General features: G+C 45.0%; 17 protein-coding genes and 7 tRNA genes. 8 read left to right on the forward strand and 16 right to left on the reverse strand.

What is annotated here, in order from left to right:
• Nucleotides 1-9: 9 nt before the first annotated feature.
• Nucleotides 10-2463 (reverse strand): sensor histidine kinase, encoded by a 2454-nt coding sequence (locus DWW70_RS12415; RefSeq protein ID WP_117549329.1) that lies wholly within the window; start codon nucleotides 2461-2463, stop codon nucleotides 10-12.
• The gene (locus DWW70_RS12420) at nucleotides 2463-3152 is read right to left on the reverse strand and encodes a response regulator transcription factor (RefSeq protein WP_117549467.1); all 690 of its coding nucleotides are present in this window, start codon (nucleotides 3150-3152) and stop codon (nucleotides 2463-2465) included. The genes DWW70_RS12415 and DWW70_RS12420 overlap by 1 nt, the downstream gene beginning before the upstream one ends.
• A gap of 213 nt (nucleotides 3153-3365) precedes the next feature.
• Here DWW70_RS12420 and DWW70_RS12425 point away from each other — a divergent pair, with 213 nt between their 5' ends.
• Nucleotides 3366-4559: a DUF4317 domain-containing protein gene (locus DWW70_RS12425; RefSeq protein ID WP_015533946.1), complete on the forward strand. Its 1194-nt coding sequence runs from the start codon at nucleotides 3366-3368 to the stop codon at nucleotides 4557-4559.
• Between the two features lie 63 nt (nucleotides 4560-4622).
• Here the strand turns inward: DWW70_RS12425 and DWW70_RS12430 are convergent, their stop codons facing one another.
• The 6 genes from DWW70_RS12430 to DWW70_RS12455 form a co-directional block, all read right to left on the reverse strand.
• Nucleotides 4623-5570, reverse strand: a complete 948-nt coding sequence (locus DWW70_RS12430; RefSeq protein ID WP_117549331.1) for a magnesium transporter CorA family protein — start codon at nucleotides 5568-5570, stop codon at nucleotides 4623-4625.
• Between the two features lie 123 nt (nucleotides 5571-5693).
• On the reverse strand, nucleotides 5694-7235 hold the full coding sequence (locus tag DWW70_RS12435) for a sodium:solute symporter family protein (protein WP_117549333.1): 1542 nt from the start codon (nucleotides 7233-7235) through the stop codon (nucleotides 5694-5696).
• A gap of 318 nt (nucleotides 7236-7553) precedes the next feature.
• Nucleotides 7554-8516, reverse strand: a complete 963-nt coding sequence (locus DWW70_RS12440) for a calcium/sodium antiporter (RefSeq protein ID WP_015533950.1) — start codon at nucleotides 8514-8516, stop codon at nucleotides 7554-7556.
• Between the two features lie 85 nt (nucleotides 8517-8601).
• Nucleotides 8602-9111, reverse strand: a complete 510-nt coding sequence (locus tag DWW70_RS12445; RefSeq protein WP_055146992.1) for a shikimate kinase — start codon at nucleotides 9109-9111, stop codon at nucleotides 8602-8604.
• Complete coding sequence (locus DWW70_RS12450) at nucleotides 9108-9566, reverse strand: Lrp/AsnC family transcriptional regulator (protein ID WP_022215931.1); 459 nt, start codon at nucleotides 9564-9566, stop codon at nucleotides 9108-9110. Before DWW70_RS12450 ends, DWW70_RS12445 begins: the two co-directional genes overlap by 4 nt.
• Before the next feature lie 24 nt (nucleotides 9567-9590).
• On the reverse strand, nucleotides 9591-10535 hold the full coding sequence (locus tag DWW70_RS12455; protein ID WP_117549337.1) for an AEC family transporter: 945 nt from the start codon (nucleotides 10533-10535) through the stop codon (nucleotides 9591-9593).
• Nucleotides 10536-10751: 216 nt separating this feature from the next.
• Here DWW70_RS12455 and DWW70_RS12460 point away from each other — a divergent pair.
• From DWW70_RS12460 to DWW70_RS12490, 7 genes are all read left to right on the forward strand, one after another.
• Nucleotides 10752-10826, forward strand: a tRNA-Pro gene (locus DWW70_RS12460).
• Nucleotides 10827-10856: 30 nt separating this feature from the next.
• Nucleotides 10857-10927: transfer RNA gene (locus DWW70_RS12465), tRNA-Gly, on the forward strand.
• A gap of 41 nt (nucleotides 10928-10968) precedes the next feature.
• Nucleotides 10969-11042: transfer RNA gene (locus DWW70_RS12470), tRNA-Arg, on the forward strand.
• Between the two features lie 79 nt (nucleotides 11043-11121).
• Nucleotides 11122-11195 (forward strand) — tRNA-His (locus DWW70_RS12475).
• A gap of 33 nt (nucleotides 11196-11228) precedes the next feature.
• Nucleotides 11229-11300, forward strand: a tRNA-Gln gene (locus tag DWW70_RS12480).
• A gap of 20 nt (nucleotides 11301-11320) precedes the next feature.
• A tRNA-Lys gene (locus tag DWW70_RS12485) sits at nucleotides 11321-11393 on the forward strand.
• 49 nt (nucleotides 11394-11442) lie between these two features.
• Nucleotides 11443-11522, forward strand: a tRNA-Leu gene (locus tag DWW70_RS12490).
• A 135-nt stretch (nucleotides 11523-11657) separates the two neighbouring features.
• Here DWW70_RS12490 and DWW70_RS12495 read toward each other — a convergent pair.
• From DWW70_RS12495 to DWW70_RS12530, 8 genes are all read right to left on the reverse strand, one after another.
• Nucleotides 11658-11927, reverse strand: a complete 270-nt coding sequence (locus DWW70_RS12495) for a hypothetical protein (RefSeq protein WP_015533951.1) — start codon at nucleotides 11925-11927, stop codon at nucleotides 11658-11660.
• Nucleotides 11928-12096: 169 nt separating this feature from the next.
• Nucleotides 12097-14445, reverse strand: a complete 2349-nt coding sequence (pcrA, locus tag DWW70_RS12500) for a DNA helicase PcrA (RefSeq protein WP_118649961.1) — start codon at nucleotides 14443-14445, stop codon at nucleotides 12097-12099.
• A 131-nt stretch (nucleotides 14446-14576) separates the two neighbouring features.
• The gene (locus DWW70_RS12505) at nucleotides 14577-15557 is read right to left on the reverse strand and encodes an SPFH domain-containing protein (protein ID WP_015533953.1); all 981 of its coding nucleotides are present in this window, start codon (nucleotides 15555-15557) and stop codon (nucleotides 14577-14579) included.
• A gap of 39 nt (nucleotides 15558-15596) precedes the next feature.
• Nucleotides 15597-16274 (reverse strand): PspA/IM30 family protein, encoded by a 678-nt coding sequence (locus DWW70_RS12510; protein ID WP_015533954.1) that lies wholly within the window; start codon nucleotides 16272-16274, stop codon nucleotides 15597-15599.
• Nucleotides 16275-16511: 237 nt separating this feature from the next.
• Nucleotides 16512-17471, reverse strand: a complete 960-nt coding sequence (locus DWW70_RS12515) for a hypothetical protein (RefSeq protein WP_117549341.1) — start codon at nucleotides 17469-17471, stop codon at nucleotides 16512-16514.
• Between the two features lie 80 nt (nucleotides 17472-17551).
• Complete coding sequence (locus tag DWW70_RS12520) at nucleotides 17552-18235, reverse strand: gamma-glutamyl-gamma-aminobutyrate hydrolase family protein (protein ID WP_015533956.1); 684 nt, start codon at nucleotides 18233-18235, stop codon at nucleotides 17552-17554.
• A 5-nt stretch (nucleotides 18236-18240) separates the two neighbouring features.
• Nucleotides 18241-20631, reverse strand: a complete 2391-nt coding sequence (locus tag DWW70_RS12525) for a PEP-utilizing enzyme (protein WP_118018196.1) — start codon at nucleotides 20629-20631, stop codon at nucleotides 18241-18243.
• A 93-nt stretch (nucleotides 20632-20724) separates the two neighbouring features.
• Nucleotides 20725-21267: a nitroreductase family protein gene (locus DWW70_RS12530; protein ID WP_118018198.1), complete on the reverse strand. Its 543-nt coding sequence runs from the start codon at nucleotides 21265-21267 to the stop codon at nucleotides 20725-20727.
• Between the last annotated feature and the right edge of the window lie 15 nt (nucleotides 21268-21282).

Below are 21282 nucleotides of genomic sequence, written 5' to 3' on the forward strand. Positions count from 1 at the left end.
CACATTATTCTAACAATTGGTTTTCTTCTGCGGAGTTCCGCAGTCAAATGTTATAACTGCCTTGAACAGATCACCATCTATGCTCAATCTGAATTTTGCACCCATCAGTGTACACAGACTGTTTGCAATAGACAATCCCAGTCCGCTTCCCTCCGTATTTCTGGAGCTGTCTCCACGGACAAATCTCTCCATGAGCTCATCACTGGACACATTGAGCGGATCTCTGGATATATTCTTGAACTCAATCCTGGTCTTTCTGTCATCGATTATCACCGATGCATATACCCTTGTCCCCGGCATTGCATATTTGCTTATATTACACAGAAGATTATCAAATACTCTCCACAGATGCTGTCCATCAGCTCTTATGACTGCCGGCAACTCTGATCTTGTGAATACGACCTTAAGCCCGGCATTTGCAAGTTTATCCTCATATTCTGCAACAGCCTGCTCAAGCAGCATATTGGCATCTATCTCTGCCCAGTTTATCTGGATATTGCCAGTGGATGCCTTGGATGCCTCGACCAGATCCTCTATGAGTTTTTTCAATCTCGCAGACTGCCTTGAGAGAACTTCTATATATTCCTGTCTTGTCTTCTCATCCATATCGTCCTTCTGCAGCAGATCAACATAGTTGATTATGGATGTAAGCGGGGTCTTTATATCGTGGGATACATTTGTTATGAGTTCTGTCTTCAAATGCTCGCTCTTCATTCTGGCCTCAACAGCCTTTGACATGCCGTCTCTTATCTGGTTGAGGTGTTCACCATGTGCGCGGAATACCCAGAACATTTTGCTTGTGTCCGCTTTCCTGTCCAGATTGCCCTCCGCCATCTCCTTTGCGCACTTGTATAACTCTTGTGTCTGTATGAGATATGCCACTATTCCGACTATGCACAGCCATTTTAAAATGATATAAATCACCACCCAAAGAAGGCCTCTCATGCTGCCTGCTGCCAGGATTGCCACAAAAATTATCTCTACTATAGTTATACCTATATAAGCCCATACGCCCTTCTGCGTCAGGGACATATGACTTTTCACATACCTGAAACAAGCTTTCGTCTTTCTTGCTATCCACTTCAGTGCGCGGATTATCAGACAGTCTGCAAAAAATGTTCCCGCCTTCACCTTAGCGACTATATTATTAAAGAAAAACAATGCCACAGAATATAGGCATGCCACCGGCACCAGAAACGCAATATACTGTATATTCTCTGATACAAATGTGTAATTCCTATACTGGTTCACACACATGGATGCAATACCGCTTTCAACGCAGATCCCTACTGCTGCTGCAACAGAGCATACTGTCATAGCCAGCACAAGCTCAGTCGGAGTCCTCTCAAATCTGCCAAGAGTGATCGTCTCCTTCCCTGTCTTTACGCCGGCGTTGACCATTGAAAATATTGACATGACGATGCACAGCAGCAGCATAACTGCAAATCCCGCCAATATCCCCTTGCTCTTCGTCCTCCATATTCCAATGTATTGAACCATTTCCGGATTTGACGCTTTGATGTTGTCTACAGCAGCCGCCACGTCCACATAGCATTTTCCCGTGATATTTATAAATGAATATGCATCATAGCTTAGCACAAGACAGTAGACCTTTCCAGATGAACTGCCAGAATCGTCTGCTTCATCAAGATACAGTTTTTCAACTGAGCTAGGATAATAATCGCCATACATGATATCCTGTTTGGTAATAGACTTGCCATCCGCTGTCAATACAGAATCTGTATCAGCCTCCACAGTATCACTTTCTTCATATTCTTCATTATAAATGTATTCGTCATAATATGGATCATAATTCCCCAGCAGAGCATTGATATACTGCTCGCCCTGTTCCATATCGCTCTGTTTGTCAAACACAATATATCTTTTAACAGGTACTTCTATCGTGCTATCATAATCATTTGTATATATATTATCGTCCAGCCGTGCATCATCGTTTATCAGCTTTATATTTCCGGTCGTTACTTTTATCTTTCCATTATTGATGCTGACATTTGTATCATCACTGCAGGATGCCGTCAGCATATAGCCGATATCACCTCGTTCGCTCATATCCTCATACCGGTATGACGACTTGATCGCAGATGTTGTATCCGCATTGGTCAATCTCCGGAAAACATCATCCGCAGTTATAACCATATCTCCGTTATGATCAGCACTCACGAGCTGATTATATGTTGTAATGCTTTCCAGCTGCGACCTTGTATCCTGGATGTAAGCCTTCACCTTTTCGGTAAGCGCATCATTTGTGTCCTCCACATAATCGTTTACAAGTCTCTCATACGGCGTCGCGCCCTGATCATCATCACTGTACACTCCAAGGTAGCTTCCCTGCAGCACCAGACCGCCTGTATACAGCGTTCCATATGCCAGCACCGCCACAAGAATATATATTCCAAGTTTAAAGAACACATTTCCTCGTATCTTATAAATTGTTTTATCCACTATTGTCCCTCCATTCTATATCCTCTTCCCCAGATAACCTTTATGTATCTCGGATCAGATGGATTTATCTCTATCTTTTCTCTCAGGTGTCTTATATGAACCGCAACAGAGCCTTCCGCTCCCATCGGATCCTCCTTCCACACCGCCTTATATATCTCCTTCGTGGAAAATACCTTTCCCACATTCTGCATAAGAAGTTTCAGGATGTCATACTCCGTCGGGGTGAGTGGCATAAGTTCACCGTCAAGTGTGACCTGTTTGGATTTGTCGTCAAGTTCTATACCTCCGATAACCAGCTTATCCTTTGGTGTCTCTCCGCCTCCCAGCTGCATGTAACGCCTGAGCTGGGACTTTACCCTTGCCAGAAGTTCCACCGGATTAAATGGTTTTGTCACATAGTCATCTGCGCCGACCTCAAGTCCCAGCACCTTGTCGGTATCCTCACTCTTTGCCGTAAGCATGATAACCGGCACATTGCTGCTCTCTCTTATCTTTGCCATGGCTGTTATACCGTCCATCTGAGGCATCATGACGTCCATGAGTACAAGCTGTATGTCATTAGAATTTACCATATCAACTGCCTCCATACCATTGTAAGCTTTATACACCGAATACCCGGCTGTCTTAAGATATATCTCTATAGCTGATACTATATCTTTTTCATCGTCACATATTAATATATTGTACATTTTTCTTGTCCTCACCTTTTTCGTATTTATCCTTAGCTTACCACAATCACCTCCTGTTCTCAATTATCGCCATACTGCCATTAAGAAACAACCATTATAAAGTTTAAGATATCTTTAAGACTTGTCATTATTTGTGGTATACTTAGGAGGCGGTCTGTCATTGCAGATGTTATAACGCAAAATATATCACTATATAGAAACGGAGTTTTATTTATGACAAAAAAAGACGTACTTGAGATAAGACACCTGTTTGCTCCAAAGGAATGCTCCATAAGCAAGATCCGCGGATGCTACGTGGACGGAGACTGCAACAAGGTGGCGACCATCAACGAACAGTTTCTCACCATGCCGGAAGAAGAAACATACAAATATTTTGAAATACTGAAAAAGACTTTATCAGGAAGCATTGGCAAGAATCTTGTCACCATGCCATTTCCTACCTCACAGGAGTTTGAAGGCGGCACACAGGAATTCCTGAATAAACTCAGGAAGAGCAAGCTTGAGAACGATGAGCTGATAAATGAGTTCTATGACAAGGTCATCGAGAACTACGATTACACCGGCAACTACCTCATACTGCTCATCCACGATACATATGATGTTCCGGGCAAGACAACCGACGGCATCATGATGGACGATGCATCAGACGAGGTGTATGACTATATCATGTGCTCCATTTGCCACGTCAACCTGTCCAAGGCGGGACTCAGCTACTTCGACGTTGAAAGCACATTCCACAACAGAGTCCGCGACTGGGTGGTCGACATGCCGGACATAGGCTTCCTGTTCCCGGCATTTATCGACAGGAGCACGGATATCCACAACGTTCTGTACTACACCAAAAAACCGGAGGAGCTTCACGACAGCTTCATAAGTAACATCCTTGGCACTTCTCTTCCTATAACAGCGGGCGAGCAGAAGGATGTATTCCAGGAGATCGTGGCTGAGACTCTGGGCGATGACTGTAATTACGACATGGTGCGTACAATACACGACAATCTGAACGAGATGATAGAGCAGAGAAAGGACAGTCCTGAACCGCTGACCCTATCCAAGAACACTATAAAGAATCTGCTGACAGAGAGCGGAGTATCAGATGAGAAGATGGCAGATTTTGACGCCCACTACGAGAAGGTAACCGCTGCGGCAGCACCGCCTGAGCAGCCATCTGAGAACCCGGAGGATGAACCGGCCATAGTTGTACCGCGTGAGAAGTCAACTGTCATGTACGCGACAAATGTTGCAAACACAAAAACATTTGAGGTAAAGACTCCTGATGTGGTCATCAAGGTGAATCCTGAGAGAACTGATCTGGTAGAGACCATGGAGATCGACGGAAGGAAATGCATCGTCATCCAGATATCCGATCAGGTCGAGGTAAACGGAATACCTATCAACAACAAATAACAACGGCACAAAAAAGGACCACCGGCAGCAACAAAACCGCCGGTGATCCTTTTTCTATCTGCCCTATTGTTTGAGCATCTTCTTTTTCTTCAATATCAAAGCTATCACAATACTTATAACGAGTATTATACCGCACACTATCTCAAATCCATATGGTACATTCGCAAATGGCATCCACTTCGTGCCCACATTCATTCCATACACACCCGATATAACTGTAGGCACAGCCATGACGATGGTTATGGCCGCCAGAAACTTCATGGCGTTGTTCAGTCTGTTGTTTATGATGGTCGTCATGAGCTCTCTCGTACCACTTATGATATCCCTGTATATCTGTGTCATCTCGATAGCCTGCTTGTTCTCCACCAAAACGTCGTCAAGCAATTCCTTGTCCTCCGGATACTGCTTGATCCTGCCGTATCTTGTCAGCTTGTCAAGAACTACTCCATTCGCTCTCAGTGATGTGGCGAAGTATACGAGGTTGGACTCCAGCTCGTGAAGATCTATGAGATCCGCATCCTCGGTCTCCTCCTGGATACGTTGCTCAATAAGGGTTCTTCTTCTGTCCATGACTCTCAGATAATACTGGTATGTGGTACAGTTCCTGTAGAGTATCTGGTACATGAACCTCATCCTCTTCTTGGTACTGAATTCTCTCACCTTGCCTTCCATGAATGCCTCAAGTACCGGTGTCTCCTCAGCACATATGGTGATGATACAGTCTGCAACCAGTATGATACCAAGAGGGATTGTTGTATATGCCTCTCGTTCATTTCTTATCTCTATAGAAGGAATATCCACGATTATCAGTGTGTAGTTGTCCTCCACCTGAACACGTGAGCTCTCCTCGTCATCCAGTGCGGCTCTGACATCCGCCAGATCTATCTCAAACCTCTCGGCTATGCTCTTACTCTCATCTATTGTTGGCTTAGTCATGACTATCCAGGCACCAGGACCATATTCCTGTATTTCACTCAAAATTCTGTCATCCGTTCTGTACAGTGTGATCATTCCCTGCGCCTCCTGCCACATAGATTACAGCATGCCTCAAATGCACATTACCGCCTGATAATATTAACATAAAAAACACGGTCTTTCAACAAAGTTTTGTGTAAAGACCGTGTAATATCTATGTTAGTCAAGTGCCTTTCTGTGGGCTACTGTAACCGTCTCCTCGTAGCATGAGAAGGCATCCTCGACCTTCTTCTGGTCAGGCTTCTTTGTGAACAGGCTCACAATAGGAACTATGATGAGACCGCCCACCATTGCAACCGCACCGCAGTTGATAGGTGACTGCATCACTGCCGGGAACTTGAACAATCCCCATGTATTGCTTATGAAGTTCAGCGTCATGATTCCTGTTCCCCATATAAAGCATGTCCAGCAAGCCGCAACTGTAGTCTTCTTCCAGTATAAGCCATATAAAAATGGAGCAAGGAACGCACCTGCTATAGCCCCCCATGAAACACCCATAAGCTGTGCTATGAACGTTATCCTGCTTGAGTACTGCACGATGGCAATAACAGCCGATACAGCAACAAACATAACGAGCATGAGCCTCATGACAAGTATCTGTTTCTTCTCATCCATCTTCGGTGCAATGACCGGCTTTATAAAGTCGATGGTGAGCGTTGAGCTGGATGTAAGGACCAGCGAAGAAAGTGTGGACATAGATGCCGAAAGCACCAGTATGACCACAAGTCCCATAAGGGCAGCTGGAAGCTTCTCAAGCAGATGTGGAATGATGGCATCGAATCCCTCTGTAGCAACATCGGTTCCTGTCAGTCTTCCAAAACCGCCGAGGAAATAGCATCCGCCGGCAACTACGATCGCAAACAGTGTCGACACAACCGTACCTGTCTTGATGGATCTCTCATCCTTTATGGCGTAGAACTTCTGTACCATCTGTGGAAGTCCCCATGTTCCAAGGGATGTCAGCACGACGACACAAAACAGATTGAACACGTCAGGTCCCAGGAATGATGCAAATACACCAGGTGTATCTGACACTGCAGGATCATTTATCCTTGCCAGACTGTCTAGCGCGCCTGTGAGTCCACCATAGTTGTTGAGTACCGCATATATGACTGCCACGATTCCCACCAGCATGATGAGTCCCTGGATGAAATCGTTGATAGCAGTCGCCATGTATCCACCAACGATTACATATATACCTGTAAGGGCAGCCATGACGATTACGCATATCTTATAGTCAACATTGAACGCCATTCCGAACAGTCTTGAAAGTCCGTTGTACAGTGACGCTGTATATGGAATGAGGAAGATGAAGATGATGATCGACGAGAAAAGCTTCAATGACTTGCTGGAGTATCTCTTCTCGAAGAACTCCGGCATAGTTCTCGTGTCAAGCTCCTGTGTGAGCAGTCTTGTTCTTCTTCCGAGAACTACCCATGCCACCAGTGAGCCAAGCAGCGCATTTCCAATTCCTATCCATGTGGAAGCAATTCCGTACTTCCATCCAAACTGTCCGGCATATCCAATGAATATAACCGCTGAGAAGTAAGATGTTCCATAGGCAAATGCCGTGAGCCACGGGCCAACGCTTCTGCCCCCAAGAACAAATCCATTCACATCCTTTGTGTGTTTTCTCGAGTAAAATCCAACTCCAAGCATGATCGCAAAGAAAACAACAAGCATAATAACTTTGAGTACCATAGTATCCTCCCAATACATTTTTTATCCGCACTTTACTTTATCACGTCAAAGCGTGTCAACTTTAAAGTTTTGCGGTTTAAATTGCTACGTCTGATTATAAGTTATACCCATACCATAGTCAAGAAATATCCACAAAAAAATACAGCGTGCGTCACTCGCTACACGCTGTATTTTTTATTGCGATCTAATCAAGTTCTTCTAAATCATAAAAATCATCCATACTGTAATAATCCTTGTCATCGTGACTTGTTATACGCACCAACTCTTCCGGTTCATAATCATCACATAAATGACTATACCCCATTCATTTGATATCTGCTACATATAATTCTTGTACATAATATAAGCAAAATATACCGCATACACAGCCAGCATCACTATTCCGCCCGGCCTGGTGAGCTTCTTCTTTCTGACGCTGCACACCCAGAGGAGAACAGCAGCCACTATTGCCATGATGCCATCCAACAGGAAGTTCTGCTCAAACTGCACTGGGGTTATGAGCATTGTAGTTCCGGCAACGAAAAGTATATTGAATATATTGCTTCCAACTATGTTGCCTATGGCAATATCTGTCTGCCCCTTTTTTGCCGCTGTGCATGATGTCACAAGCTCAGGAAGAGATGTGCCAAATGCCACTATTGTAAGACCTATGAGTCTCTCTGTCATACCGAGCTTTCCAGCTATATATGATGCCGCATTTACAGTGAAATTACTTCCGACCACGACCAGCGCTAATCCTATGATTATAAACAGTATAAGTCTCGGAGTCTTATCCTTCTCCGTGAGTTCTATAGAATCACTCTCGCTGTTGCCATTCTTCGCGCTGATGATCAGATATACCAAAAATCCAATAAACACTACATAGAATATCACACCCTCAAGTCTGCTGAGCACACCATCAAAATATCCCATGCAGAGTATCATGATCGATGCCACGATAACAAATGGTATATCTATCCTAAGTGTATTTTTCTTTATAGGAAGTGCTGCTATGAGTGCTGTCACTCCAAGGATGACAAGTATGTTAATAATGTTGCTTCCAAGCACATTTCCAACAGTGATCCCGGCTCCCGCAGGCGAAAGTGCCGCCTTTATGCTGACAGCTGCTTCTGGAGCACTAGTGCCCATGGCAACTATTGTTAAGCCAACTACCATCTCTGGTATGTTGCATTTGACAGCTATTTTAGACGCACCATCTACAAATACATCCGCTCCCTTTATCATAAACACAAATCCAAGCACAAGAAGCAGTATCTGACCTAACATTTTTAATATCTCCATACATTCCCTCCATTGTATATATGCTACATTTTCACCTCAGCTATATAAGCAGCTTTTCTATCCCTATCATGTGGCATATGACGTATTACAGATCTCTTCTGACAATTATCATGCCCGCAACGCTGTCCAGCAATTCCTCAATTCCAAGACCTTCCGCTTTGATATTGATATGGCAGTACTTCTCATAAAGCTTTGTCCTCTCATTATACAAATCTTTCAGAGTCTGTCCATCCTTCAGCACCACGCCTCTTCTCTTGATATTGCCAAGTCTGTTCGCTATCTCCTCATACGGAAGATTGATATATATAACTGTATCCTCCGCCATGTATTTCTTCATGGCCTCAGTACAGTACACAGCGCTTCCACCTGTGGCTATGACTGCATGTTGGTCTGTGATACCCTTGTTCACATCATTCTCTATCTTTAAAAACCCATCATCGCCATACTTTGCTATTATCTCCCTGAGCAGCATTCCCTGACTGTTCTGTATGAGAATATCTGCATCGATGAACTTATAACCGAGAACCTTTGCCAGAAGAACCCCTATAGTGCTCTTGCCCGCTCCCGGCATGCCTGTAAGTACTATGTTGTTCATTTTTCCTTTACCTCCGGTATAACTGATACTTCGTCCTTGAGCGTCTTGAGAACAAAGTGCGTTTCAGTTGCAGACACACCCTCATATCCCTTCACAAATCTATACACCTCGTCCAGACCTGCAGCGGAATCAGTCACTATCTTCAATATAAAGTCAAAATCTCCTGTCATATAGAAGCATGCGACTATGCTGTCATTTGTCTGTATAAGCTGTGCAAATTCATCATAATATTTCGGATGCTTCAGTCTCACTTCCATGATGGCTACCATCTCATTGCCCAGCTTTTTCTGGTCAACCTCAATGGTATATCCCTTTATTACCCCGCTGCTCTCCATCTTCCTTATTCTCTCTATCACGGCCGAGACAGAGAGATTGATCTCTTCACTGATGGCCGATGCTGTAAGTCTCGCATTGTCCTTCAGGCATCTCAGTATCTTGTAGTCAATGTTATCCATTAATTAAACCTCTGTATAATAAAATTAGATTACTCCCAAACATTTTAACACAAACACCCACAGAGTCAACGTCACTGACGATAATAATGTGGATAAAACGATAATATTCGATGACAGCACATAATCATTGTCCATATTCTTCGCCATGATGTATCCCGACACCGTAGCCGGTGCTCCAACCATTATAAGTATAGCAACAATCTCACTCGGCCCAAAGCCCATACCAATGGCAGCCGGAAGGAATATGACAGGAAGAATCACAAGCTTTATGACCGTTGCCACAAGTGACGGCTTGAGCCTGGTCAATGCCTGCTGTGAGTCAAATCCAGCACCTATGGCTATGAGCGCTATAGGAGTCGCCGTCTGTGCTATATAACTGATAGTTCTTGTCGGTATGGCTGGTATCGGTATGTCAAATACAGAGAACGGGATTCCAAGCAATATTCCTATGATGATCGGATTCTTCAATATATTGACGAACGCTTTCTTGATACCCGCTGTTCCCCTCTGTCTGTCGTTCCCGCCAAATGTCAGAGCTATTACTGATATAATATTGTACATCGGCACCGCTGACACTATCATGAGAGGCGCCATGCCCGAGTTGCCACAGATATTCTCCACAAATGCAACGCCGAGAACCGCAGCACTTCCTCTTGCTCCCCCCTGCACAAATGCACCAATCATGGTTCTGTCCTTACAGTATATCAGTGCCAACACCCATACCAGCCCAAACATTATGATCGTTCCAAAGAAGCAGAACAGAACAAACTTTACATTGAGGTCGTCCAATATGGAGGTCGTCGCAATATCCCTGAACAGCAGAACCGGAAGGGCTACCTTGAACACATATTTATTCGCCACGTTGGCGAACTCTTCTGTTATAATATGTATCTTCATCAGAAACCATCCCAGAAGTATCACCAGAAATATCGGTATCGTTGCATTTATGCTGAATATAAAATTATCCATTACTACACATCCTCACAATTTTCAATTTTTTTCAAAATACCTATTGACTTTCGCTCCTATAATGCATATAATGCAAAAGTCGGTTTGATGAATAGGCGATAACGTCTGATTCAATATAACACATCAGCAACTGATTTTCAAAAAAAATTAAAAAAGTTGTTGACAAACATCACCGACTTGTGTATAATAGGTTTTGCGTTGGTCGCAAAGGACTAACGGGGTGTGGCTCAGCTTGGCTAGAGCGCTTGATTTGGGATCAAGAGGTCGCAGGTTCGAATCCTGTCACCCCGACTTATAATCCAAAACACTGTTAAGCATTATGCGGGTGTAGTTCAATGGTAGAACACTAGCCTTCCAAGCTAGATACGTGGGTTCGATTCCCATCACCCGCTCTTTATTTTCGCTAACATATACATATAGCGGGAATTGGTACGTGTCCGTAGCTCAGCTGGATAGAGCAACGGCCTTCTAAGCCGTGGGTCGGGGGTTCGAATCCCTTCGGGCACATTTTTGTATCTTAGCTACTACTACTGTTAGCAGGCTAAGATATATTTTTATAAAATAACAATTATTTTATAAGCCTATGGTGGGTATGGCGCAGTTGGCTAGCGCGCCAGATTGTGGCTCTGGAGGCCGAGGGTTCGAGTCCCTCTATCCACCCTTTTTCTTTATCGCACATATTAGCGATGCTATTGGGTTATCGCCAAGCGGTAAGGCACAGGACTTTGACTCCTGCATTCGCTGGTTCGAATCCAGCTAGCCCAGTTATTAAAGTCCAGACTTATGGGCCATTAGCTCAGGCGGTAGAGCACTTGACTTTTAATCAAGTTGTCCGGGGTTCGAGTCCCCGATGGCTCACTATTTCCCTTCTGGTATGAGGGGCTATTTTTATTTTACGGAGAATTAAGCGGATATGGCGGAACTGGCAGACGCGCTAGACTTAGGATCTAGTCCTTCGGGGTGCAGGTTCGATTCCTGTTATCCGCATTTTTTATACCTTTTATCATGACGTTTCGTCCTATCTTCCATTTTTTTTAGTAGATGGCAAAAAAATACGCTCTATCCTCAATGGATAGAGCGTATCTTTATACTACCATATTCTTCTATATAATACAGTACGAATTACTCAGCGTCTGCCGCCTCGGCTGCTTCTGCTGCTGGCTCTGCCTCATCTGTATCTTCCTCATCATCGAAGAAGTCATCGTCGAAATCATCGTCGAAGTCATCATCAAAATCATCAAGGAAGTCTGGTGTAAGATATGAATATACTGCATATGCAATACCTGCAATAGCAGCAACGGCACCAATGATAACCAAGATCACAAATAATGTGCTCTTTGCCTTCTCTTCTGTTGCATCGCCTTTAACTAAGATTACGTCACTACTCTTCATCGTTACATTCCACCCTTTCTTAACCCTGTAACGGGTTTCATTATATTATATTGATTTGAGAGAAGAAACATACAGTTATTATCTCCCAACACATACCAAAATTATAGCATACGGTTTTGATTATTTCTATATGTATTTTATAAATAAATCTAACATGCGGTTTAATTGACTACTCGCATTTTTTGAGCTTTGCAAACGAAGCAAACATCTTCCTGACACCGCATCTGTCGAAATTCACTGTAACCTCGTAATCCTTATCGCCCTTCTCCAAAGCCTCCACAGTACCCGGACCAAACTTAATATGTCTGACTCTGTCTCCAACAGCATAATCCGGCTTGCCAACACTGTTTACCACAAAGGCTTTGCCGAACGAAGGCTGGGAAGACGGCTGCCCGTATGACTGCTGTTTTGCATAGCTGCTGTATGGATTCTTCTGTCCATAGCTTCTGCCTGAGGCTGCTCCAGCGGTTCTTCCACCGCCATAGCCGGCATATGTATCACCATATGAACTTCCATACGCATCTCTGCGTCCTTCACCTCTGTTATATCTGTCGACAGACTCCGACTCTCTTCGCTTTGCCATATTCTTCATATCAGCTTCATGCTCAAACAGCATAGGCGGGATCTCTCTTATGAATCTGGACACATCGCTGTACACCCTGTTACCATGCATCATTCGTTCCTTCGCCGCACTCAGGTACAACTTTTTCATGGCTCTGGTTATACCCACGTAACACAGACGTCTCTCCTCCTCAAGAGCATCGGGATCATCTGAGTTGAGTGCCATTCCACTAGGAAATACTCTGTCCTCCATTCCGCATATAAATACATATGGGAACTCCAGACCCTTGGCACTGTGGAGAGTCATCAGCTTGACCTGATTGTCATCCTCCGACATGGCATCGAGGTCAGACACAAGCGCTATCTCCTCCAGGAACTCGCTGAGCCCTGCCTCCTCATTATCCTCTGTGAATTCCACCACCTTGTTGCGGAGTTCATCGATATTCTCAAGCCTAGTCATGGCCTCCTCTGTGTGCTCTGCTATGAGCTCTGACTCATAACCCGTATCCTCAAGGATCCTGTCGTACACCGAGTCAAGGCTCTCACCATCCGCCAGCATATCCCTGAATGATGTGATAAGCTCCGCAAACTGCCTGATCTTGGCCGAGGTCTTGGCAGCTATTCCCGGTATCTCGTCAGCTCTCGCCGCAGCATCCATCATCGACAATCCATACGCATCCGCAAATGACTCAACCTTGCTGAGACTCGCCTCGCCTATACCTCTCTTCGGAACATTTACCACTCTCCTGAAGTACAGGTTGTCAGTGGAATTGTTGATGACCTTGAGATATGCCAGAACATCCTTGATCTCCTTTCGGGCATAGAAGTTTGTGCCGCCATATACTCTGTATGGTATGTTCGCATACACCATCTTCTCTCCGAGCACACGGGACTGTGCATTCGTCCTGTAGAGGATAGCTATATCCCTGTAGTCCACTCCCTGTCTGACAAGAGTCTTGATACGGCTCGCCACCATATCTCCCTCTGCATATTCCGAATCGCACTGCTCAAACGAGATCTTCTCACCGGCATCCTTATCCGTCCACAGAGCCTTATCCTTACGGCCTGCATTGTGCTGTATGACTGCATTCGCTGCGGCAAGTATATTGCCACAGGATCTATAGTTCTGTTCCAGCTTGATAACCTTCGCATCCTCATATTCCTTCTCAAAGTTCAGGATATTGGTTATATTCGCTCCTCTGAACTTGTATATGGACTGATCATCGTCTCCCACCACACACAGGTTCCTGTATTTTCTCGCAAGCATCTTGACCAGCAGGAACTGTATGTGATTAGTATCCTGATACTCGTCAACCATGATATATCTGAATCTATTCTGATATGTATCAAGGACATCAGGATTGTGCTCGAACAGCTCCACCGTCTTGTAAATAAGATCGTCAAAGTCCATCGCATTGTTCTTCTTAAGACGACTCTGATACTCAGTGTACACCTCTGCAGCCTTTGTTCCTGCATAGTCTGCAACATTCTTTTTTGCAAATTCATCAGGTGACAGATACTTCTCCTTGGCCTTGGATATCTCCGCCATGAACATCTTCTCGGGATACCTCTTCGGGTCTATCTGAAAATCCTTGAGTATACTCTTCACCGTACTCTTCTGGTCATCCGAATCATATATATCAAAGTTCTTGCCATAGCCGATCTTATCAGCATATCTTCTGAGTATCCTCACACACAGCGAATGAAATGTGCTGACCCATACCCTGTCAGCTCCGTCCCCAACTATCAGATCAACTCTCTCCCGCATCTCACGGGCCGCCTTGTTGGTGAATGTGATCGCCAGTATGTTCAGAGGATTAACTCCTTCGTGCTCCATTAGATAGGCTACCCTGTGTGTGATAACCCTGGTCTTTCCGCTTCCTGCTCCCGCAAGTATGAGCAGTGGCCCATCCACATGCTCACAGGCCTGTTCCTGCATATCGTTAAGTCCTGCCATAATTCCTCCTGTATCCTGTGACGTAAAAAACGCCGTTATATATACCAAACATATGTTTTATTCCATCTGCCTAGTATATCATAACAGCGTTTATTTGAAAATATCATTATTCAATTATAATGTATTTGTCTTTAGATCAGCTTCGTTCCACAGTTGCCACAGAACTTCGCACCGTTAGTTGGCTGTCCACAGTTAGGACAGAACTTTGGAGCTGTTCCGGTTCCCGCTGCCTGTGTTGCTGCATTGTTCATCTGGTTCATAGCTCCGGCCATCTGACCTGCCATAGCCATTCCCATCTGCATTCCTACCATTGCATTTGCCATATCCGTTGCATTGCTTCCGGCTGTTCCTGTACGGCCCCCCCTTGCCATGGAATCAACCATATTCACCTGCTGGAATCTGTTCATATCCCCTATCATAGAATACTCAGCAGCCTGATCAGCACGCTTCTGTATATTCTCAGGATATGTAAACTCGCTTATTCTGAAATCAGTTATCGTAAGTCCGATTCCCAAGAGTTCCATGTCCAGATCTTCCTTGATACCCTTAGCTATATCAACGGAATTGGCCATAAGATTGAATACGTCTCCGCCAACCTTTGTGATCCACTTCATCAGCAGTCCGTCCAGGATTCCCCTTATCCTGTCTCTTATGTCATCGACTGTGAACTGTTGCTTTATACCTGCAACCTTCTCTATTAGAACATTATAATCGTCTATCTTGAATGAGAATTTACCATTTGATCTCACAGGAAGTCCGCCCGGAAGTCCCGGTGCCTGAAGTCTGATCGGTGAACTGGTTCCCCAGTTACATGTAAACTCTTTTGTATTCACAAACAGAACCTCTGCGCGAAGTCCTGAATTGAATCCGAACTTAAATCCCTTGAGTGTTGAAAGGAATGGTATGATCTGCGAATCAATAGTGTAGTTTCCAGACTCGGTAAATATACCTTCAACCGCTCCGTTATAAAGGAATATAGCATCCTGTCCCGGTTTGATTATAAGCTTTGAATCCTTCTTGATCTCTCTATTTGTCCACTTCCAGAAGATGACGTCATCTCTGTACTCTTCCCATTCTACAACATTAGCAAACTGATTTGAAAATAAACCCATGTAGTGCACTCCTCTCTGTTCTGCAATATGTTTGGAATATTATAATCCCATCTTTGCCTTAAGTGCTGCAAGCTCATCCTGAACGTCTGCATTTGGAGCTGCATCATACTTGCTTGCAAGATCATCTATTGAATCTGCGCTTGATGAATTGAGCTCGCTCATTGCATTTGCCTTGTCAAGCATAGCGTCTGCCTTTGCTTCCATTCTTGAAAATGCATCAAGTGAAGCTGATGAATCGCCGATACCGCTCATCATCTTGTTCATACGCTCCTGAGTCTTAGCAACCTGAACCTTTGCCTTGATAGTCTCTTTTCTTGCATTGAGATCGCTGACATCCTTTGTGAGCTTGTCATGCATCTGTCTCATCTTGGCTGCGTTAGCTGCTGCTGCATCATATGCCTGCTGAAGAGCTACCTGCTTTTGCGTGAGCTGGTTCTTCTTCTCGAGGAACTTCATTGCATCGCCCTCGTTACCTGCTACAAGTGCCTTCTCTGCATATGTCTGCATCTTTGCGATCTCTGCGTCACACTCATCAAGCTGTCTCTTGCATCTCTGCTCCTCTGCCATAACAGTTGCAGTCTCTGACTTAACCTTTCTGAGATCCTCCTGAAGGTCTCTGAGGTACTGATCTATCATTTTCTCAGGATCCTCTGCCTTGTCAAGAAGTGCATTGATGTTTGATGACATAATGTCCTTAAATCTCTTTAAAATTCCCATAACTTTTTACCTCCGCGTTTTAGGTTGATTTATTTGTATATAATATTAAATGTTGCCTCCTGTCGACGACACCACCATTATATGATCTCCCATGCTCCGGCGCAATGCCATGCATGCTGTGTTGCTGCATCATATAATGTGCTATTCGACACGTTACCCCCTGTAAAGTATCAGCCGCCAACTTATCAGGCTTTAATATTCAAAACTAGCGCGTCCCCTGCATGTTGCACGAAACTTTTATACGACTCCGTCATCCACGTCATCATAGGCATCGGATATACGTCCGCCTATTCTGAAATCAGGTCTGCCGTTCTTGTCTGAGTCGCTTCCCTTGGCACTCGCATCCGTTATCGACTCCTCAAGTCTCACCGGTGTTCTGTCTCCAAAGCGTCTCATCTTATCGTCATGATCACTGTCTTTTATGACATGTATCGAAGAATCCGCATCGTCAGTCTCCCTCTGGACACTCTTGACCGGTTCCCTGGATGCCTTCACTCGGATCGGTTCAGGCTCCTTCTTATCTTCAAAATCGAACTCCCACTGAACCATCTCCGGCTCACCGTTCTTATCCTTGTGCTCCTCATCCTTGGCTTTGTTCTTCTCGTAATACAGCTCATTCGCCAGAAGCTGGCTGATCTCCAGTATATCGGCATAGCGCTCCTGCTTCTTCATATCCATTAGACCTTCCATGAGCTCCTTCTTGTTGTTCTCAATGATCTCAGATTTCTTTCTCAGAGAATCAAGGACTCTGTCGCTCTCCATGCTTATCATATTATATGCCTGGTTCACGGTCTCGTTGATCTCCATCAGCATCTCATTTGTATAAATGATAGATGCCGCATATATCTCGTTGGCCGTTCTGAGCGCCTGCCTGTCCTGCTTGCCAAGGCTCTTGACCTTGCGGTCCACAAAGAGCGGGCTTGGCTTTGTAAGCCTGATCCTGGATGCAGTCTCCTCGGCCTCCGCGATGATCTCATCGGCCTCCTGCTCTGCCTCCTTGATGATCTTGCTTCTCTTGTCTGTGATCTCATGATATGCCTTGAGTTCCAGATCTATAGTAGTCTTGAGCTCCTCAACGATCTCAAGAACCTCTTCCTTGTTGACCAGTACCTTACCTGCTGCAAATGGAACGTTCTGTCCATCTCCAACTATATCCTGTATTCTATCTAAAAGCTGTTTAGCTTTTCCGTTCTCCATAATAGTGCCTCCATCGCAACTTTTCTATCTCATAAGTATACGCTAGTTTATTTTAGCATCTTTCATATGGCATTTCAACGTTAATCTATCGCCGGTTTCACATCATCTCTCGGAAGCCCAAGGAAATCCTGTATAAGATGTCTTGTAAAAAGCCGTCCTTCCTCGCTCTCAAATATACGCTCAGGATGCCACTGGAAGGCAAGTATGCTCATCGTCGGTGATACAAATGCCTCGACAGATTCATTCTCCTCATCGACCACTATCGGATAGAACATCGTCGACAGATTTTCCAGATAGACACAGTCGCTGTGGAAGTTGTTTACCTTGATATATCTGTCCGTCTTGACTATCCTTGCCATGTGGTCTGTGCCTCTGGGTCTTGGCACCTTAAAGCGCGCGGAATAACTTATCTTACCGCCAAACAGCGCATTTATGTGCTGCATTCCCCTGCACACGCCTATCACTGGGATCTCATTCTGGACGCAGTACATTATGAGCTGCTCCTCCAGCGCATCACGGTGCGGCTGCAGCTCTGCATTGTGCGGCTCCACATAATGTCTCGGATGGAGCGTTCCGCCCCCTGTCACTATCAGGAGATCAAACTGTTCATCCACTATCTCATCAAAGTTTTTTGTAAAGTTGGATACCGGTCTGAGTCTTATTCCAAGGCTCTCATAGAACTCCACATAAGCAGCCTCGAGAACGTCCGTATATTTTCCATACATATTGTGTCCTTCCCGCTGTGTTATAAGTGCATGTAACATAAAACCTATACCCCCTTTGTTATCTTACCGTGTGCACAGTCGAGCGTCACCGTCTGCTGTTTTTCCACGAAACTGTATATGCAGTCTCCGCAGCCTATTGCCGCCGGGATGTTGAACTCCGCACACCTTATCGCCATGTGGGATGCAACTCCGCCGTATTTCGTTATAAATCCTTTTATCCCCTTTGCAAATATCCAATCGTATCCCGGATCCGCCTTCGGGAGAACTACTATCTTATCCTGAACGTCAGCCACATCCTCGTGATCCTCATTCTCATAATTTTCAAGCAGGAGAATGTCACCCGTGACGCATTCAGATGTTATGAAGTTAGGTCTGGCCTCCCATATCTCTATGCATTTTAACTGCAACGGATCATATATGACATCCGGCAGTATAAGCATGGACGCCCTCTGGAATTTCTTTTTGTTCTGATCTATGTTCTTTCTCCATATATCGCCTGTGAATTCCGCAGGTCTGTTCACCATAAGCTGAATATCCGGCACCTCAAGATATGCCATGTCTTCCTTGCTTATGCCAAGTTTATCGCCTATATCTATAAGTATGTCTATGGCAAGGCTTAATGTCTTGGTGAACTCGAACTTGAAGAATTCCCTCTCCTCCATGGAATCCTTGAGGAAATCCAGAAATTCCCTGAGATCCACATAAAAGCCTATATCCTCAAGTGCCTCCATGAGCTTAACCGAATCCAGAGGATTATGCTTAAGCTCCTCTATGGTCTGCCTCTGCTTTCTCGCAGCAGCGCTTCCCTTGGACAGGTCGAACTCGCGCTGGGCGTATGTCTCGCAGGTTATGTCGTATGTGCCTGAACGCAGATGTCCATATTTTTCATCAAATGTAACTCTTGTTATCCTGCCGTCCACCAGATCCTGAAAGTCAGAATCGTACTCCGACGCAACAGTATATATCGACATCATAAAATCGTCTATCTCTTTGTCCGTAAAATATCCTCTGTACACAAGGGATCTGCTAATCGCCTTCGATATGAATGCCAGTCTCGCCTGTCGCGCAAATTTCGGGGTTCCGTAATGCTTTATGCTCTCTATGAGCTGTACAAAATACTGTATCAGCGTTACCACATCATTGTGCGCCATAAGCCAGTTGCTTCTCGTATTCTCACGGTGGACACGAAGGCCGTTAAGAGCCCTGAGATCCTTCATCCTGTTTCTATTGAAATTGCATATCGCATTGTTTGTCAGATTGAACAGCGAATCCGAGAGGTCCGCAATCTCCTCCCTGGTGAACCCGGCTTCCGTCAGTGTCCCCAGCTTGTCCTCCGTCGAGAAGTCATATTCGGAAAATGCTATCTCAAATTCTATCTTGTCATGGGCGGTCGGATCATCTATAAGCTTCTTATCGTAATACTTCAGAAGCTTCGCCTCCAGCCTGTCATCCAGTTCATCCGGCATCAGCCCCAGGAACGACTTCTTAAGAGATATGTACGGCTTGTTGCCAAGCTTATACATGAGGTCTCCATCCACCTCTCTGTAACCAATGTAGCTGAGTCCCTGATTCCATGCCGCAGACGTGATGATCTCCCTGTACAGGGAATAGTCAAGCGGATGGGGATTTTCACCTATGATCTCCGCAGGATTCCAGAATGCCATATCCGACAATATGGTGTTCCTGTCCCCAACCAGGCTGCTGATCTCCCTGTATGTATCCTCAGCCTCCAAAACAGTCCTGAACACCTCTTCGTCATCGACATCGGAGTGAACACCATTGATGCTGGCTGCAAGAGGTCTCATCTGAAATATCGTGACTGTATTGTCCTCATCTATTGCGAACTCCACATCCAGTGGATATTCAGGGTGCATCTCCTCCAGCTCACGCATGGATCTGATGAGCGCAGCCCAGTTCGCCGGCAGCTCATCACAGTCCACATTCCTGATTATGTATACCGTCTTTCCTCCCCTTCCGCTTGTAACCGCGTCTGTGGATGAATCATCGTAGGTTATCGTATAATATGGCCTGTTCTTCTTGATCTCCCTTGAAAATATAACACCGCTGTAGCTGATATTCGTGATCTGTCTCTGTATGAGAACCTGTTCGCCGGACACATCGTCCAGATCACATTTATATGAATCCAGCACTTCCCTGACTGCCCTTACTACCGCCTCTCCGTCTGAAGGGTCCACTCCCAGAATACTCTCATAGTGACCGGCATTCGAAGTGTTGAGTCCGTCTTCATTTGAGGACGAGCTTCTGACCACGATATACCCTCCGGCAAATTCTTCTGCTATCTCCGCCGCAAGTCCATACGGATCGGCATCAAGCTCAGCTCCGGTTACTATCTTCAGCTTTTCCACTCTCGAATACTTCAATTTTCCATACAGGCTCTTAAGAACATCAGCCTTTGAAGAAATCCTGTCTGCCATGTTGCCTCCTTATTAAAAAAAGCTGCACTTAGTGTATACTAAAGTGCAGCTTACATCAATTTCTTTTTATATGTAATTGTACCGTTCTGTTATCTACTTCACTGTGAGAAGGTCGTCCACTGACTTTCTAGGCGGCATCTCCGGTGCAAATGCAGGATAACCCATAGCCACAACTGCGGCAACAGTCTGTCCATCAGGAATACCAACTATCTCTCCTACCTTTGCATCGTCAAATATTCCGAGTATGACTGTTCCAACGCCCTTATCATGAGCGGCAAGACAGAATGTCTGGGTTGCTATACCGGCATCGAACATCTCCCACTCGCTGCCCTTGCTTGTGCTGAACTCTCCTGACTTCTCATAGCCACATATTCCGTCCTTCTTGGTGACTATCATGAGCTGCTTCGCTCTGCTGACTGTCTTCTGGTTGAGAGGGAAATCCATAACGCCCTCTGCAGCTATCTTAGCTATGATCTCCGGATCCTCCACAAGTGTATATCTGATAACCTGTGTATTCTTCCATGATGGCGCATATGACGCCAGCTCAACAATTCCTCTGACTGTGTCAACACTCACCATCTCATCTGTAAACTTTCTCACACTTCTTCTGGTCTTGATACATTCTACTGCGTTCATACAATGTCCTCCTGG

This window comes from Coprococcus sp. AF16-5, from assembly GCF_003479365.1.
Lineage (GTDB): Bacteria > Bacillota > Clostridia > Lachnospirales > Lachnospiraceae > Coprococcus > Coprococcus aceti.

Excerpts from the sequence above, each read along its gene's own strand:
- DWW70_RS12515 (WP_117549341.1), bottom strand. The coding sequence starts at position 17,471 with ATGGAGAACGGAAAAGCTAAACAGCTTTTAGATAGAATACAGGATATA.
- DWW70_RS12520 (WP_015533956.1), bottom strand. The coding sequence starts at position 18,235 with ATGTTACATGCACTTATAACACAGCGGGAAGGACACAATATGTATGGA.
- pcrA (WP_118649961.1), bottom strand. The coding sequence starts at position 14,445 with ATGGCAGGACTTAACGATATGCAGGAACAGGCCTGTGAGCATGTGGAT.
- DWW70_RS12530 (WP_118018198.1), bottom strand. The coding sequence starts at position 21,267 with ATGAACGCAGTAGAATGTATCAAGACCAGAAGAAGTGTGAGAAAGTTT.
- DWW70_RS12440 (WP_015533950.1), bottom strand. The coding sequence starts at position 8,516 with ATGGAGATATTAAAAATGTTAGGTCAGATACTGCTTCTTGTGCTTGGA.
- DWW70_RS12505 (WP_015533953.1), bottom strand. The coding sequence starts at position 15,557 with ATGGGTTTATTTTCAAATCAGTTTGCTAATGTTGTAGAATGGGAAGAG.
- DWW70_RS12430 (WP_117549331.1), bottom strand. The coding sequence starts at position 5,570 with ATGATCACACTGTACAGAACGGATGACAGAATTTTGAGTGAAATACAG.
- DWW70_RS12445 (WP_055146992.1), bottom strand. The coding sequence starts at position 9,111 with ATGAACAACATAGTACTTACAGGCATGCCGGGAGCGGGCAAGAGCACT.
- DWW70_RS12455 (WP_117549337.1), bottom strand. The coding sequence starts at position 10,535 with ATGGATAATTTTATATTCAGCATAAATGCAACGATACCGATATTTCTG.
- DWW70_RS12510 (WP_015533954.1), bottom strand. The coding sequence starts at position 16,274 with ATGGGAATTTTAAAGAGATTTAAGGACATTATGTCATCAAACATCAAT.
- DWW70_RS12420 (WP_117549467.1), bottom strand. The coding sequence starts at position 3,152 with ATGTACAATATATTAATATGTGACGATGAAAAAGATATAGTATCAGCT.
- DWW70_RS12495 (WP_015533951.1), bottom strand. The coding sequence starts at position 11,927 with ATGAAGAGTAGTGACGTAATCTTAGTTAAAGGCGATGCAACAGAAGAG.
- DWW70_RS12435 (WP_117549333.1), bottom strand. The coding sequence starts at position 7,235 with ATGGTACTCAAAGTTATTATGCTTGTTGTTTTCTTTGCGATCATGCTT.
- DWW70_RS12525 (WP_118018196.1), bottom strand. The coding sequence starts at position 20,631 with ATGGCAGACAGGATTTCTTCAAAGGCTGATGTTCTTAAGAGCCTGTAT.
- DWW70_RS12425 (WP_015533946.1), top strand. The coding sequence starts at position 3,366 with ATGACAAAAAAAGACGTACTTGAGATAAGACACCTGTTTGCTCCAAAG.
- DWW70_RS12450 (WP_022215931.1), bottom strand. The coding sequence starts at position 9,566 with ATGGATAACATTGACTACAAGATACTGAGATGCCTGAAGGACAATGCG.